Source organism: Nonomuraea sp. NPDC049684, from assembly GCF_044465345.1.
Lineage (GTDB): Bacteria > Actinomycetota > Actinomycetes > Streptosporangiales > Streptosporangiaceae > Nonomuraea.
On sequence record NZ_JBITLO010000018.1, the window covers coordinates 12,355 to 27,847 of the forward strand.

A 15,493-nucleotide genomic window follows, 5' to 3' on the forward strand; every position below is an offset into this window, starting at 1 on the left:
AGGCGTCGTGCGTATCGGGGAGCTGTCGTGTCGTACCGGGGTTCATGAGCGGCTGCTGCGTTACTACGAGAAGCAGGGCCTCCTGTGGCCGGAACGAGCGGCCAGCGGTTACCGCTACTATCAGGAATCGGATGTCGACACCGTCCTGCGCATTCGCCGTCTGCTGTCGGCCGGGCTCAACACCGAGACCATCGGGCAGGTGCTGCCCTGCATACGGGTCAAGGCCGGGAACCTGGTGCCCGTCTGCCCGGAGATCATCGACGAGCTGCAACACCAGCGTGAACGCATCACCCGCGCCATCGATGAGTTGCAAGCCTCGCGTGACCTACTCGACGCCGTCATCGCCGCCGCGCCCCTCACCGTCTCCTCGTCGGCCGCCCCCGCCTCCTGACGATCCACCAGGCCCCGTCGAGGCCGGCCGTCCGGCGAGCGTCCGGTTGAGGACCTCGGCGAACTGCTCGGCATGGGGCAGCGTGGGGCGCAAGCTGGAAGCCAGCCCGGGTGTGCACCGGCCGTCGACTTTCTCCGCCTTTCTCGCCTCCACCTTGGACGACACCCGAGACCAGGTCGTATTGGACGCGGGGTGCGGAGCTGGCCTGATCACTCTGGCCGCCTTGACCGCTGGAGCCCGGCACGTGATCGCTCAGGACCATGACGGGGCCGCGCTTGCCGACACCGCCCGCAACGTCATCCCGTTCCTCGGTCACGAGGCTCGCAAGCGACTCACCCTCTGGGAGGCCGACTGGCGTCTCCTTGCCCCGATGAGCGCAGATCTTCTCGCCGTCAATCCGCCGCAACGTCCCACTACGGGTCCGCACCACCGGGTGGAGACCTGCTGCGGGATCGGCATATGGGGCAGGTCTTGCGGAAGCCATCGCACGGTGCCCCAGGTGGCGGTCCTGATCAGCAGTGCGGCGGGTATGACCCGCCACCACCAGACCCGGCAGCCTCGACGGGGAGGCCACACCACCGTCGTCCCGGGCCGGGTGGGACGACGGTGGTTGGTCGGTGGCCTGGTGGGTCATGTCACGGTGAGGGTGAGGGCTCCTGCCAGGGTGGTGTAGCCGTTGTTGTGGAGGTACCAGGCCGCGTAGGTTCCCGCGGACAGGCTGCTGGTGGGCAGGGTGATGCTGCCGCTGGCGCCGGGGGCGTACTTGTAGGTGAGGGACTCTTTCACGCCGGGCTTGTCGCCGACGCGGTAGAGGCCGATCCAGTTCTTGTCGCTGACGGTGGCGGGGGCGGTGGAGTACTTCAGGGTGAAGTTCGTCCCCTTGGCGACGGACGCTGCGGTGGTGGTCAGCGTGTTCGTCTGCTCCGGCTCCGGCTCCGGAGTCGTAGCGGGAGCCGGAGCCGGTGTGACGGCGGGGGCTTCTGGGACGAGTTCGTAGTAGGCCGCCAGGCGGTCCACGACGGTGTCGGTGTAGGGGACAAGGCGGGTGAAGTGCGTGGCGAGGGCGGTCCTGACCGCTGTGCTCAGGGCGTTGTAGCTTGCGGTGGCTCCGGTCAGGTGGGGTTTCAGGCGGTGGATGAGCTCGTAGTCGCTGGCGATGCCGAGGCTGCCCATGGCCTGGGACAGGGACGGGGTGGTGGTGGCGGCGGTGTCCTGGACACGGCTGACGAAGGTGACGCGGTGCAGGATGCGCCAGCAGGGCGGTTTGCGGTCGGACTGGCGGGCCCGCTTGAGCGCCAGCGCGTTGGGGTCCTTACCGCGCTCCAGCCACTCGGGGTCGATGACCTTGCCGTAGAAGTCTTCGAAGTTGTCGGTGCTGGTGTCGAGGTAGAGGCTCATGAAGCGGTAGGCGTCGACGCGGCCGGGCACCAGGATCGGCTTGCCGTCGGCGTCGAACAGGGGGGTGTCGCCGTCGAACTTCTGCAATCGGGCGCCGGGCGCGCAGCTGACGTCCAGGCTGAAGGTGCGGGTGGCTTCTTTGGATTTGCTGCGGGTGATGCTGTAGCCGGTGCCCATGGAGGCTTCGACGCCGAACTTGCAGCCGAAGCCGCCTACTTCGAAGCCGAGGCCGAAGGTGCCGCCGATGGTGCCGTTGAAGGTGTAGGAGCCGGTGGTGGTCTCGGTGACCTGGTCGGTGGTGCCGGTGGTCTCGGCGAAGAATCCGCCGGCGGCGGTCCACACGTAGGTGTTGACGATGTTGCGGCGTGCGGCCGATCGGATGGCCGCCCGTCCCTTCTCGGGGTTGCCGCCCTGGGTGACCTCGGCGCCGGTGCCGCCCATCATCCCGTTCAGCACCTTGGCCGCCTGGCCGTGGGTGGGATCGTAGGCGTGGGTCTCGGTGGAGACCGATTCGTAGAAGCCCTGTAGCTGCTGCTGCTCGCGCTGGATACGCTTCTTGATCCGATACGCCTCCACCGGCCGGAAGTAGCTGTATTCGCCGGGTACGCCGTCGGCGGCGTTGGGGAAGTCCGGGTCGGCGAAGGGCTGCAGGCCGTTGTTCGTCTCGTGCTCGCCGAAGCCGATGACGCCGTCCAGGGTGCCCTGCTTGGTGTAGCGGGGGTTGATCGGGAAGGGGATCAGGTTCCAGTCGCGGGGGATGTCGGGGCTGGGCAGCATCCGGTAGGCGACCAGGGCGCCGCTGTGCAGCAGGCGCAGCGCGTACAGGTCGGCGGTCTCGGACTGCACGACGGCGAACCCGACGTTGGCCGGCACCCAGCGCCGCCCGGCGACGGGGTTGACCTGCTTGGTGCTGTCGGGGTCCTCCCAGCCGCCGCTGAGTTTCACCGTGCTGGCGCGGGTGGTGTTGGTGCCCTGGCTCACCCTGGTCTCGTTGCTCCAGGTGTTGGAGTACTTGAGTTCGAGGCTGGCTCCGAAGGCAGCCGTCACTTCGGCGATGGGCTTGGCCGTGCCGGCGCCCAAGGGGGCGGTGACGGCCCAGACCTGGTCGTTGATCTCCTGGTCCCACTTGACCTTCAGGGAGGAGTCGACGCTGTGGTGCTTGTCGGAGGACAGGGCGTTGACGACCTCATCGGCCTGGACGAAGGCGATCGAGGATGCGCCCGCGTAGTCGTCGGCGGTCCCGGCGATGAGGTTCTCCGACGGGATCGGCGGGGCGCCTTCGATGTAGCCGATGAGCTGGGGGTCGAACTGGGCCTGTCCCACCCACGTGGTGGTCAGCTCGCCGACCTTGTAGCCGGTGCTCAGCATCCAGGATTTGTCGGAGCGCAGGTAGGTGTAGGCCCGCTTCAGCACTCCGATCACCGCGTCGTCGGCGATCCGCTGGATGTCGCCGTACTCGGTGGCGGCCGGGGTGTGGGCGATGGTGGTGTGGAAGGAGGTGCGGATCCCGGTCAGAGCGGAACGGATCTGGGCGGCGTCGGCGGAGATCGGCGCGGTGGACAGCACGATGTCGGGGGCCGGTGTCGACTGGGTCAGGTGATGACCGCCCAGGCTCGCATCCTTCACCTGCGCCCCGGCCAGGGTGTCGTCGGCGTCGAAGGGGTAGTAGGCCAGCAGCTCCTGGCGGTCGCCGCGGACGCGGCCGAACATGTTGTCCAGGATCTGCTCCTGGGTACGCGCGGTACGCCACACCCGGATCTCGTCCAGGTCGCCGGTGTAATTGTGGGCCACGATCGAGTTGGGAGATCCGGAAACCATACCCCCCTGCGACACGGTGCCGGGGACGGGGTCGCCGTTGCGGTAGAGGATGAAGCGGTTGCCTTGGGGGTCAGGGGTGCGGACGCGGGTGACCGAGTGCAGCGTGGCCGGGTAGGAGCCGCACAGATCCTCGCTGCGCGAGCCCTTCGCCTCGGGGAAGGTCCACCACGCGACCAGACCGGAGGCCTTGGCCGTGATCGGCGTACCGATCTGGTCGGCATCCCTGGCGACGTTCCAGATCCGCACCTCCGACAGCGTGCCCTGCAGGCGCTCCGACAGCGTGCCCGCCGTCGTGCCCGGCATCTTCCGGCTCAGTTCCACCGGCGAGTCGTTGCCGACCGGCTTGGCGCCGCTGTACCACTGCGATTCGCCGATCTTCTTTCCGTCGACGTAGAAGCAGATCTCCACCCGCTTTTCGGTGCCGGTGGGGTTTTTGCGGGTGACGGCGACCTTGTAGAACCGGCCCTTCACCAGGGGTATTTGCGCGGTGTAGACGTACTGCTCGACCTTTGAGCTGCCGGAGCTGGCCTCGAAGGCGAACTTCAACAGCGCCACTGACTGCGACGTCTCCACGTACAGGCAGTAGGGGACGGCCGTCTGGTTCCCGGCGTCGAACGTGCCCTTGCACACCAGTCCATGGCGGACGGGGAAGCTGAGGATGTTGAGCTTGTCGAGTTGCAGGAACGCCTCGATGGTCAGGTCGTCCACGATGTCCAGGCCGCCCGCGCCGCCGGCGTTCAGATATCCGGTGTCGTCCATGCTGATCGCCCAGTCCTGCTCGAACACCATCGCCAGATGCGCCCATTCGGCCACGGCGAACTTCTGGGTGGTGACGACGGTCTGATCGTTGACGCTCGCCTGGAGGAGGTAGCCCGCCTTGCCGGAGTCCAGCGTGGCGCTCACCAGGCCCAGGGAGTATGCGGTGTCGCCCACATCGGTGAGCAGGATGGAGTCCATCTCGCCGATGAAGGTCGGCTTGGCCCACGCCTCGATGGTCAGGTCCCCCGATGCGGCCAGGGCGGAGATGTTCTCCGTGTCCGACAGTTCCAGAGCGTGCCCGGCGGCGGTGTCGAAGGCGAACGCCCGCCCCGGGGCGTCACCGTGCCAGCGCGGCCCGAGTGGCTCGCTGACGTTCTCGGCGGTCCCGGCGGGCACCGCGGCGGTGGCGGTGCCCGCGTGGGCGCTGACGAGCAGTGAGCCGCGGGCCGGCGACATGCCCGGGACGTTGCAGGAAGCCAGCGTGTAGTCGTAGGCCCCGGTGCGGACCTTGGCGCCGGCCGTGGCGGTCAGCTTGCCGGTGGTCAGGGTGATCTGCGTGGAACCGGACTGGGCGGTGGCCACGGTGCGGCTGTCCTCGCCCACGGTGATGGCCGAACCCGCCACCAGGGTGGTCGTCAGCGGCTCGGCCAGCGTCACGGTCTCGTCCTTGATCAACAGGACGGTGCCCAGGTCGAATCCCTGTGAGGTGCCGTTCAGCACGGCCGCCAGCAGGTCGGCCCGATCGGGCACCGAGGTGAACGTCTCGACCGTCTTGTCCCGGGTGATCTTCACCGTGCACACGCCGGTCTCGCCGGCTTCCACCGTCACGGCGAAGTCGGCCAGGCTCATCGCGACGTCGCGGCCGGTCAGGCGTAGCGCGCCGCTCGGCAGTTCGATCTGCTTGACGGCGGGAGAGATGGTGGTGGCGTAGTAGACGGCGAAGAACTGACCGTCGCCGCCGCGAAAGTACAGCGCCACCTCACCGGTCGAGCAGTCAAGCAGCGCGGGTGCGTGAGTGGTCCAGGCGAAGGACAGCAGGGCTCCCAGCACGGTCAGGCCGGAGCGGTCGGTGCTCACCGCCGGCATCGCCAGGACCGCCTCGGCCGCGCCGAGCTGGCCGCCGCTGAGCGTGGCCAGATGGTTGCGCGCAGAATCCAGGGCCGCCTTGTCGTAGCCAAGCCGCCCCTGGGCCGCCATCGAGGCATACCACTTCGGGGCCAGCAGGTCCTTCTCGGCCAGGAGCTTCCGCTCCTTCTCCCGGTCACCGGTCCAGTCGCGGGCGGGGCCTTTGATGTTGTTGTTGAGCGCGTGCAGGCTGAACAGGCCGCCGGAGTACACCTCGTGGTCGATCTGCCGCAACCGCGCGGTGTGAGCCGGAAGCTGAGCCGCCAGCGCCTGGTCGTTGTAGAGCTGGCCGCGCATCGTGGTGACGTCGTCCTGCGCCGCTTGGAGTTCGTCCTCGTCCTCGGTCGGGTCGGGTTGTCCGAGCCACGTCAGGTCGATCACGCCCGGCGCTGTGGCCAGCCGTCCCTCCTGTGACAGCGCGAAGTCCAGGGTCGCGATGTAGGAACGGTCGCTCGGTTCGCCCTCCGGCGGTGGCCCGGAGGTGGCGAAGGCCAGCAGCACCCGCGCCTGCCGTTTCTCCGGCGCGGGCTTGCCGGTGTACCCCGTCACCACCGGTTGCTGCTGGTAGTACAGGCTCGCGGCCAGACCGGAGACCACCTTGCGCCCGCTGATGGAGAACGATTGCCTGCTCACCCCTGGGCTGTCGTAGAGGGGCGCGTCCGAATCCGTCCAGACCACGCCATCCTCCAGCGTGCCGACGAACTGGTTGACGCCGCGGTCGCGTACCTGGGTGCCCGAGCCTTCGTCGAAGGGGAAGTAGGCGAACAGGTCCGGCTCCATACCGGTCAGCCGCTGCCCCCGGCCGGTGAAATCGGCGCGGGCGGCCTTCCAGATCCGCACCTCGTCGATCTGCCCGGTGAACGGGTCCATCGCTGTGCTGTTCGACGCGGTCCGCTTGCCGACCACGAGCTGGGCGCTGACCTCTACCGCCGTGGAGGTGGCCTGCGTGCCCACCGACACGCCGTCGACGTACAGACGCATCGCCGATCCGTCGAAGACCGCCGCCACGTGCGAGTAGGTCTTCATCGGGACCGCCGCGGTGGAGGTGAGGCTCTGCGAGCCGTGGCCGAACACCAGCTTGCCGTCGGCGTCCAGGCTCAGGTGGACCAGGGTGGCGGAGCCGGCCGTGTCGGTTCGGCCCACGATGAGCCCGCCCGCGGCGGTGGGGTTGATCCAGGCCTCCATCGTGTACGCCCCGGCTGGGGCCTTCGTGGCGGCCTTGCCCATGTAGGCCCCCGCCGGGGTGCTCCTGGTCCCGTCGAAGCGCAGCGCGGTGCCTCCCTGGTGCTGCGTCGGGCGGACCGGCACCAGCGGTTTGCCGGTGTGGGAGTCGATCCCGGGCGCACGCTCCAGCACCGAACTGGCGTATTTCTCGTCCGGGCTGGTGTACAGCTGGGTGCCTTGGACGTTGAACAGCCCTTCGGGGCTCTGCTCCAGGTTGTAGCTGTGTACGACGCCGTCGCCGTCGGCGGTGAAGATCTGCCAGCGGGAGAGCCCCGACACCGCGGTCGGCAGCAACGACACCGAGAACACCCCGCCGTCGAGCTTGCCCGCGAACGACAGTTTCATGGTCGGCTCGAAGAACAGCCGCCCCTCCATGTCTCGGGTGCCCAGCGTGTCGCCACCGGAGGCGGGCGCGACCCGGCTGCGGCTGCGCTGGTAGCGCACCTCCACGACCGGCTTGAGTTCGTCGCCGACCAGCACGAACCGGTCGCACAGCAACTCGGAGTCGGTCATGGCGACCTTGGCCCCGCCGACCTCGGCGAAGTCCTCACGCGCCGGGTCTCCCGACCAGGCACCCCCGGTCGTCTCATACACCGACCCCTCGTCACCGGCGGCGATCGACTGACGGAACACCAGGATGTGCCGGCCGTCCGACAGCACCTGCAGGGGGAAGGCAGAGGTCAGCCGGGCCGTCGTGGACAGGAACGGGTGATCCTCCCCGGCCAGCAACTGCTCGGACGGCGCCACCTCCGCAAGGCCGCGCTTCTTGACCGTCGGCATGGCCGCCGCCGCCGGTATCTCCGCGCCCACGTCGACGATCTCGGCGGGGAAGGACAGCACGCCCGGGTCGCTGTTCCAGTAGGCGGCGTCCAGCGCTCCCCGCGCCCGGTCGGCCTGGTCCAGGCTCAGCACGCTGTAGTAGACGACGCGCTCGGACATCGCGAAGGCGACGACCATGCCGTCGTGGCGGACCATGGTCGTGCAGGTGTACTCGCGGTCTTTATAGACCTTCACCAGATTCTCGTCGTGCACGGGGTGAACTCCTCCACTGTTGAGCCCCCGAAGAACGCAGGAATTCGCGCAGCACAAAACCAAGGCAACGCGGCCGGATTGAACGCACGCGTGAAGGCTCACGCGGAACGACGTGAATACGCGCCGCCCATCGGCGACGCGCGCACAACAACGACGTGACCGTCACACGTCGGTACTCGCAAGCGACACAAGCAACCCCATGCCCCGCGAGCAGGCAGCCCCGCCGCCGCCCTCACCTGGGCGGACAGCCATCACCCCCCAACTCGATCCACCCCAGCATGCGCTGACAGTGTCACCAGGTCATCAGATACACCTTGTCCACATCCGGCCACTTTGTGACGGTGACGGCCAAGGCGCCGGAGTGGAAGAAGGCCCCTGGCGACACAACGCTCTTCACGCCGTCCTGAAGATCGTTTCAAATGGGTTCAGAAGCGGAAGAGGGCGCTCCGCCCCTGACGGAGGAGGGTGAGGGCGTCCGGGGAGGGGTGTGCCACGCGCCCTGGGCGAGGAGTTCGAGGCGCAGCACCTCGTGGGCGCGCCTGCGCTTCACCCGCCTACGCCAGGGTGGAGCCGACCCTGCCCAAGTCCAAGCCCTCCTCGGCCTGGACTCCATCGAAACTGCCGCCCGCTCCTTCCGGCCGGGCAGAGCGGACAAGCCGAAGTCATCGAGCAAGTCCTCGAGCAGCCTTCACGTTCCCACGGCTTCTCCCGGTCTCCGAGTGCGCGACGGGGTGCTCCCGGACCTGGCCTGAACCAGCCATGCCCGCATGGACATTCGTCGATAAATGTCGCTATCGTCCGCGCCAGGGCGATCAGGGATGTTCGGAGGACAGGGCCAATAGCGCGGCGGCCAGGGCTCGTCCGCGAGCTGGAGAGCTGCGGGTCGCCGAGCCGGATGCGGGTGTCGTGGTGGTGCAGCATGACGGTCCCGTCCGGCTCCCTACACCTCGACATCGGCCACACCTCGCCGGACGACTCGCCCGGAACCCGCACGGGGGACATCGAGGTCGAAGCGTTCGGCTTCAACGTCGGCCCGAAGCTGGTCAACGGGGCAACGGCCGGGGGTTCGCCGGAACCGGCCGGCTGACGCTGCACACCTGCAGGTCCACGGGTCCAGCCGAGATACGGGTAAAACCGGCCATGAGTCGATCTTGACGCCCGTTTCCGCAGGCAAGTGGGCGGTCAGCGGTCAACCGTGATCAATTTGATGGCGTCCTCCTTGTCCTTGTCGGAGGGCAAGCTGTATCGGCGGGTGGTCTCCAGGCGGGCGTGGCCAAGGATCTCGGCGACCAGGACCAGGTCGGTCTTGCCGCGGACCAGCGTGGTGGCGAGTGTGTGGCGCAGGATGTGTGCCGTGGTGGGGTCGTCCAGCCCAGCTGTCTGGGCGATCTCGGCGATGATGCCGCCTGCAGCGCGAGTGGTCAGCCGTCCGCCCTTGGCGTTGAGGAACAGGGCCCGGTTGTCGCCGGCGTGGGGCCAGTTGGGGCGTTCGTCGAGCCAGAGTTGCAGTTCGGTGCGGAGTTTGGGGTGGGTGTCGACTTCGCGGAACTTGTCGCCCTTGCCGTACAGGCGTAGCCGGCCTTTGCGGGCCGACATCTGGATGTCGTCGACGTCGAGGCGGACGACCTCGCTGATGCGGGCGCCGGCGTAGTACGGGATCAGCGCGATGCACCGGCCCCGGGGGGACAGATGCGCCTCCACGGCGCGCAGCCAGCGGATGCGGGCGCGTTCCTCCAGGGCGCGCGGTGCGCTTTTGGGCAGGTCTTCGCGGGCGATGTCGGCCTTGCCCAGGCCCCGGCGGACGTGGAAGTCGTCCAGCGCGGTGAGGGTGGAGTTGACGTAGACGCGGCTGCGCTTGGCGGGGCCGTCGCGCAGCAGCCACATCCGGTAGTCGCGCACCGCCCAATCCCGCGCCTGCCGGTCGGCGAGAGGATCGGCGGAATAGGTGGCGGCGTGGTCGGCCAGCCAGGACAGGAACATGCGTACCCGGGAGCGGTAGGTGCGCCGGGTCTCGTCCGACAGCGGCGCACGCTCCAGCGCCGCGGCGTACTCGCCGAGGACGCCGTCGTAGGCGGGTGGGAGCCGGGTGGGGCGGGCGCCCGGACGGCGCCGCGTAATCTCGGAAGCGGATCCGAACGCCTGTGAGGGTTCGGAGCGCGTAATCTCGGAACCCACATCTGGGAGTGTACTTCCGAGATTGGATTAATCTCGGAAGCGCGAGCAGAATGTCCGCGCGCGGTTGGACAACCATCACCCTGTCGCGTGCGACCGCAGCGGCATCGGCGGCCTGCCCCTCCAGGGTGAAACCCATCCCGGATCAGGTGGAGGCCACCTACCACTAGCCTGGCGGGATGGGATGGGATCTTGGCGAGCTTGTCGCGAAGTATGACGTACCAGGCGCACAGGTCGCCGTGCTGGCCAACGGGGAGATTCAGGACGAGGCCGCGGGCGTGCTGAGTCTGAGCACCCAAGTCGAGGCCACGACCGACTCGGTTTTCAAGATCGGCTCGATCACCAAGATCTGGACGGCCACGCTGATCCAGCAACTGGCCGACGACGGTGCACTCGATCTCGACCGTCCCGTTCGCGACTACCTGCCCGGCTTCCGGCTGAGCGACCCGGCCGCCACCGCGTCCCTGACCGCCCGCCACCTGCTCACCCACACCGGCGGTATCGACAGCAACCACTTCACCGACACCGGCCGCAACAACGACGCGATCGAGAAGTTCGTCGCCACCCTCGCCAAGGCGGACCAGCCTCTCCCGCCCGGCACCGTCCTGTCCTACTCCAACAGCGGGTACGTGGTGCTCGGCAGGCTGGTGGAGGTGTTACGCGACAAGCCCTTCCACGACGTGCTCCGCGAACGTCTGGTGGCACCGCTGGGCCTGCGCACCGCCGCCCTCGACACCTACGAGGCGATCCTGCACCGCGCCGCGGTCGGCCACACCCTGACCGGCGGACAGGTCGTACCGGTGAAAGAGTGGGCGGTTTCCTACTATTCCGCGCCCAGCGGCTCGCACTTCGCGATCAGCGCACACGAGCTGCTGGAGTTCGTCCGCCTGCACCTCACCGACCCCGCGCTGGCGGCACTGCGCGAACCCCAGGTGGAATCCGTCCCGGACTTCGGCGGCGGCGTCATCGGCTGGGGACTTGGCTGGATGCTCTACCAGGACGGCGTCGTCGGCCACACCGGTGTCGCCAAGGGGCAGAAGGCATGGCTTCGTGTCGTCCCATCGGCGGGTGTGGCGGTGGCCGTGCTGACCAACAGCACGGGCGGTGAGCCCCTGGCCTACGAGATCTTCGATGCGGTGCTCAAGGACCTTGCCGGCGTCGAGACGGCTCCGCTACCCGTGCCGCCCCTGAACCCGGCCGGGATCGACGCGGACCGCATGTGCGGCACCTACCGCTCCACCCTGTACGACATCACCCTGACCAGCGAGCACGACCGCGCGTTCCTCATCTACCGCCCCCGCAATGAAATCGCCGAGTCCTTCCTCGGCGGGTCCGGGAAGCGCGTCGAGGTCGTCCGCCTCAGCGACAGCTCGGTCATCACCGCCGAACCGAAGTCCGGCGGCCACCAGGTCCTGTCCCTGGTCGGCTTTGACGGCCACGGCCGCGCCCGTTTCCTGCACGACGGCGCTGCCGCCTACCGGATCGCCTGATGGTCACCGCCGACGACGTACGCGTAGCGGTCCACCAGACGTGCACTGTGGTCGGGCAGGCAGATGAGAGGGGAGCGACTCCTGGACGTCGCTCCGGGTCGGTGATCTGACCTGTGTCGTTGCTTACGGTGCCGGCGGCTTGCGGCGGCAGGCTCGTGTCAGGCCGTTACTTCCTCCTCGATGTCGAGGTGGACCTCCATGCCCTCCAGTGGTGCGTCCAGGTCGTAGATGTAGTCACCGAAGCGCCGCACGTTGTCCTCCTGGTAAGGCGACATGATGGCCACCTCTGCGCGATGCACCGCCTCGCCCTCGCTGCGCAGCTGGTTGAGCACCAGCGACATGTCCAGCGTGGTCTGGTACATGACCAGGTCGGCGACCAGCGTTACGAACGCGACCCCGCCGTTTCCGAGGCCATCATCCGCTGGGCTGCCATCGCCGGTATGGCCCGCCGTCTCACCCGCATGGGCCCCGCTCGACGACAGGCCAGAATCGTCTGCGACTGACGAAGATCGCCGATCTCAAACACGCACTAGTGCTGCGTTCCTCAAAGGGCATAGACGAACCGGCGACGTAAGCGTCGGGGAGACGGTGGCGGCCGTCCCCATATCCAGGGTTTGGCCTGATGGTTGAGTTGGGTGGTGGCGATACGGGCGGCGTAGGCGATGTCGTCGGGGCAGGAGAAGGACACTCCTGCCAAGGCGTGCCGCCGGAAGATCCGCCACCAGGGTTCCTGCAGATTGAGCCAGCAGGCGCCGACGGGGATGAATGCGTGGCGGATCCGGGGATGGTCGGCCAGCCAGGCTCGGGTGGCCACGCTGTTGTGGCTGGACAGGTTGTCGGCGATCACCCAGATGTCGCCCTCTCCGGGGTTGGCGTCCTCGAGCTGTTGGAGGAATTGCTGGTAGCAGGCACTGTTGCGGGACGAGGCGGTCATCGTCAGCGCGGTGCCGTCGGCGACCCGCAACGCGCCGTACACCCAGGTCTTGTCCGGGCCTCGGGCGTAGTCCAGCGGTGCTTTGATCCGGTGGCCATCGGCCGACCAGGCCGGTCCGGGTGGGAAGGTCCGGGGGACGATGGGGCCCAGCTCGTCGGCGCACACCACGACCGCGTTGGCGGGTGGATCGGTGTACAGGCCGACGATCAACGTTCTTTTGCGGCGAACTCGGAATCCTTGCTGGTGGTCCAGGATCGAGTACGGCGCCATCTCACCCCTTCCTTGCGCAGGATTCGGCGGATCTGGGAGCGGTGCACGTCGATTCCCGCGCTGCGAGCTGTGGCGGTGAGTGTGTCCAGCGTCCACACTGCCGGCCCTGCTCGTCGGCGGCTCGCAACTCGCCCCCGTCCTGCCAGTGGGGATGGCCTGGTGGCGGGCTTTTGGCCAACGCGATGATCTGGGAGCGTTCCTCCTGGGTGATGCGCGGCTTGCGGCCCGACCCCGGCAGGTCGGCCAGGCCCTCGATCCCGTCGGCGGAAAAGCGGCGAAGACGGCGCCGCACCGTCGCCGGATGGCAGCCCACTCGCGCAGCGATCGCTGGGACACGCGCTCCGTCCCAGCTCATGGTGATGATGGTGGCTCGTTGGATCCAGTCAGCCGGGGCATGCCGGGCCCCGGCCAGCCTGCGGATCTGGCGCTCTTCCCGGTCATCTAGCGGTGTCCGGGCACGTAACAGCTTCGGCATGGCGCAGCCCTCCTGCCATGCACGATGTCTCTGCTCAGCGCAGCGGACCAGTAAGAAGATGCTCACCCTTTGAGGAACGCAGCACTAAGTCGGGCCGGAAAGAACATTAGGCCCGCGACGACGCCCTGCGTGAGCGGGAGCAGGCCCAGGCCGAGCAGCAAAGGACGTCCGCCGCGCTGGAGGAGGCCCGGCGCGAGCTCGACCGGCACGCCGAAACCCTGCGGACCGCGGCCGCCGACGCCGACCTCGCCCGCGAACGCGCCGAGCACGACAGCCGCCAGGCTCATGCTCGGGCCGAGACCGCCGAAGGCCACGCCGAGGCCGCCAGGCAGGAGGCGACCGACGCCCGCCTGGCCCTGGTCGCCGCGCAGGGAGAAGCGGCCGCCGCCGCGCGACTGCAGGCCCGCGCCGAGGAGGAGTTGCGCCAGGCGGGCACCGATCGCGATCTCCAGCGCGAGCGCGCCGTGACCGCCGAACAGCAGGCCCACGCCGCCCAAGCTGAACGCGAACGCGACGCCGAACAGGTGCGGGAACTACGTGACCGGCTGGCCGCCGCGCAGGCCGCCGCCGGGCTGGTGCTGCCCGACCTGGCCGATCTCAGCGGTGACCTCGGCGACGGCGTCCGCGGCGTGAGGCTGCCCGGGACCGGCATTGTCGTCGCCCGGCAGCCGGACGGCGCCGTGGTGCTGCACCACGAAGACCGGCAGATCCGGCTGGGCGACGGCGGGCACGCCGCCGCGCACGGCCGCGCCCTGGCCGCCGGTCTGCTCGCCGTCTCCGCACGCTAGGCCCACGCATCTGAAAGCACCGCTGGTGTGCCGCGCGTGCGGTCTCCTCTGAGCGCTCACCGTCCTCCGCTTCCGGGACGGTCGTCCCGGACCGGGGCGGTCAGTGAGGGCGTGCTCCACCGATCGGTTGATCGGCTCCACCATCTGAACGGTCACTCGAATCCACCGCCTGCTCCGAGGATCGGGCGATCCGCGCTGGGGCGCCTTCGTTCTGTCCCCGGGTCAGTGCGGGCTCCGGTCGGCCAGCCGCAAGGTGAGGCCATGTGGTTCCAGGTGCATCCGCGGCCTCGGGCGTACGGGGGCGGGGCAGGGCTGCAGGCGCCAGGATCGAGTGATGTGGGCCAGGGACAACGTCAGGTCCATGAAGGCCAGTTCGTAGCCGATGCACTTGGATTCCCCCGCTCCGAAGGGCAGCCAGCCCTTGGTCCGGTGCGGGTCGCGTCCGTCCCATCTGTGTGGGTCGAAATTGTCCGGGGACGGGAATAGGTCGGGCCGGTGATGCAGCACGTACGGGCTCAGCAGCACCTGCGCGCTGGCCGGGATGCGGCAGGAGCCGATGGCGGTGTCGGCGACGGCCACCCGCGTGAAGATCCAACTGGCGACTCGCCTTCGCAGGACCTCGGCGACGACGCCTCGGGTGAGGGGAAGCTGGTCCATCACCTCGGCGGCTGAGCGCCCCTGGTCGAGCAGGGTGATGGCGTGCGCTTCGCCGGCCACTTCGGCGTCCAGGGCGGGGTCCTGGGAGAGTTGGTGCAGGGCCCACGCCTGGCTGAGGGCTGTTGTGGTGATGCCGCCGAGAAGTACGGTCATGGCCGTGTCACGTACTTCCTGGTCGCTGAGCCGGTCGTCCTCCGGGTGGGTGGTGAACATGGACATCAGGTCGCCGTGGTCGATGCCGTCGCGGCGGTAGGCGATGATCTCCTCTTGGAGGAAGCGCAGCAGCCGTGCTTCGCTCTTGCGGTAGCGGCGGTTCCGAGCCGTGGGCAGGCGGTTCAGGCCGGGGGCGATCATCCGCAGGATGGTCTGGTGATCGATGAAGTCGGTGACGGCCTGCCGCAGTCCGGCGATTTCGGGGCCGAATTCGCGGCGGCGGAACATGGTCGCCAGGGTGGTACGGGTGGCCAGTGACCGCAGCTGGGGCAGCACGTCCAGGGTCTGTCCGGGGCGCCAGGTGGAGGTGAAGGCGTCGAGCTGGGCTTGGATGGTACGGGCGTAGCCGGTCATCCGGCTGGTGGCGAAGGCGGGCTGGGCCAGGCGGCGCAGTCGTTTGTGCTGGGCCAGGGGGCAGGTGGCCATGCCGTCGCCGATGATGGAGCGCATGTTCTCGTAGAAGGTGCCGCCCTTGTCGAAGGCGTGGTCGGGGTTCCTGAGCACGTGCTGGGCGGCCTCGGGCGAGCACACCACGTACGTCGGTGTCCGGCCGAACCGCAGCTCCACCACGTCGCCGAGGTGGGGCAGTGCCGCCAGCAGCCCCAGCGGGTCGGCGAGCAGGGCTTTCATGTGTCCGACCAGTGGCCGGCCGCCCGGTGCCCGGGGTGGCGTGTCGAGGTGTTCCGGCAGTTTCTTGCCCTCGGCGAGTGTCATGGGTGCCCCATCCATTGCCCGGTTCGCGGCCTA

General features: G+C 68.6%; 12 protein-coding genes. 5 read left to right on the plus strand and 7 right to left on the minus strand.

Annotated features, from left to right (window positions below; translation table 11 throughout):
• The first annotated feature begins 7 nt into the window (after positions 1 to 7).
• Together ACIBST_RS40495 and ACIBST_RS40500 are read left to right on the plus strand one after the other, a co-directional pair.
• Positions 8 to 391, plus strand: a complete 384-nt coding sequence (locus ACIBST_RS40495) for a MerR family transcriptional regulator (protein WP_358299925.1) — start codon at positions 8 to 10, stop codon at positions 389 to 391.
• A complete protein-coding gene (locus tag ACIBST_RS40500; protein WP_397178966.1) occupies positions 303 to 1,064 on the plus strand; it encodes a methyltransferase in 762 nt (253 codons plus the stop codon). Before ACIBST_RS40495 ends, ACIBST_RS40500 begins: the two co-directional genes overlap by 89 nt.
• Here the strand turns inward: ACIBST_RS40500 and ACIBST_RS40505 are convergent.
• The gene (locus ACIBST_RS40505; RefSeq protein WP_397178824.1) at positions 1,022 to 7,747 is read right to left on the minus strand and encodes a LamG-like jellyroll fold domain-containing protein; all 6,726 of its coding nucleotides are present in this window, start codon (positions 7,745 to 7,747) and stop codon (positions 1,022 to 1,024) included. The genes ACIBST_RS40500 and ACIBST_RS40505 overlap by 43 nt on opposite strands.
• Before the next feature lie 919 nt (positions 7,748 to 8,666).
• On the opposite strand from ACIBST_RS40505, the gene ACIBST_RS40510 reads away from it, so the two are divergent.
• Positions 8,667 to 8,834 (plus strand): hypothetical protein, encoded by a 168-nt coding sequence (locus tag ACIBST_RS40510; protein WP_397178825.1) that lies wholly within the window; start codon positions 8,667 to 8,669, stop codon positions 8,832 to 8,834.
• A gap of 95 nt (positions 8,835 to 8,929) precedes the next feature.
• Here ACIBST_RS40510 and ACIBST_RS40515 read toward each other — a convergent pair whose 3' ends face one another.
• Entirely contained in the window at positions 8,930 to 9,922 is a 993-nt protein-coding gene (locus ACIBST_RS40515; RefSeq protein WP_397178826.1) for a tyrosine-type recombinase/integrase, read from the minus strand.
• A 176-nt stretch (positions 9,923 to 10,098) separates the two neighbouring features.
• Between ACIBST_RS40515 and ACIBST_RS40520 the strand changes: the two genes are divergently transcribed.
• The gene (locus ACIBST_RS40520; RefSeq protein ID WP_397178827.1) at positions 10,099 to 11,409 is read left to right on the plus strand and encodes a serine hydrolase domain-containing protein; all 1,311 of its coding nucleotides are present in this window, start codon (positions 10,099 to 10,101) and stop codon (positions 11,407 to 11,409) included.
• Between the two features lie 158 nt (positions 11,410 to 11,567).
• On the opposite strand, the gene ACIBST_RS40525 is transcribed toward ACIBST_RS40520, so the two are convergent.
• The 4 genes from ACIBST_RS40525 to ACIBST_RS40540 form a co-directional block, all read right to left on the minus strand.
• Entirely contained in the window at positions 11,568 to 11,891 is a 324-nt protein-coding gene (locus tag ACIBST_RS40525) for a Tn3 family transposase (RefSeq protein ID WP_397178967.1), read from the minus strand.
• A 62-nt stretch (positions 11,892 to 11,953) separates the two neighbouring features.
• Positions 11,954 to 12,613, minus strand: coding sequence for an IS630 family transposase (locus ACIBST_RS40530; RefSeq protein WP_397178828.1), 660 nt, complete (start codon positions 12,611 to 12,613; stop codon positions 11,954 to 11,956).
• A gap of 1 nt (position 12,614) precedes the next feature.
• Positions 12,615 to 13,088, minus strand: coding sequence for a helix-turn-helix domain-containing protein (locus tag ACIBST_RS40535; protein WP_397178829.1), 474 nt, complete (start codon positions 13,086 to 13,088; stop codon positions 12,615 to 12,617).
• Positions 13,089 to 13,150: 62 nt separating this feature from the next.
• Positions 13,151 to 13,576, minus strand: a complete 426-nt coding sequence (locus ACIBST_RS40540) for a hypothetical protein (protein ID WP_397178830.1) — start codon at positions 13,574 to 13,576, stop codon at positions 13,151 to 13,153.
• Here ACIBST_RS40540 and ACIBST_RS40545 point away from each other — a divergent pair.
• Positions 13,553 to 13,876, plus strand: a complete 324-nt coding sequence (locus ACIBST_RS40545) for a hypothetical protein (RefSeq protein WP_397178831.1) — start codon at positions 13,553 to 13,555, stop codon at positions 13,874 to 13,876. The genes ACIBST_RS40540 and ACIBST_RS40545 overlap by 24 nt on opposite strands.
• A 222-nt stretch (positions 13,877 to 14,098) precedes the next feature.
• Here the strand turns inward: ACIBST_RS40545 and ACIBST_RS40550 are convergent, their stop codons facing one another.
• A complete protein-coding gene (locus tag ACIBST_RS40550) occupies positions 14,099 to 15,475 on the minus strand; it encodes a cytochrome P450 (protein ID WP_397178832.1) in 1,377 nt (458 codons plus the stop codon).
• Between the last annotated feature and the right edge of the window lie 18 nt (positions 15,476 to 15,493).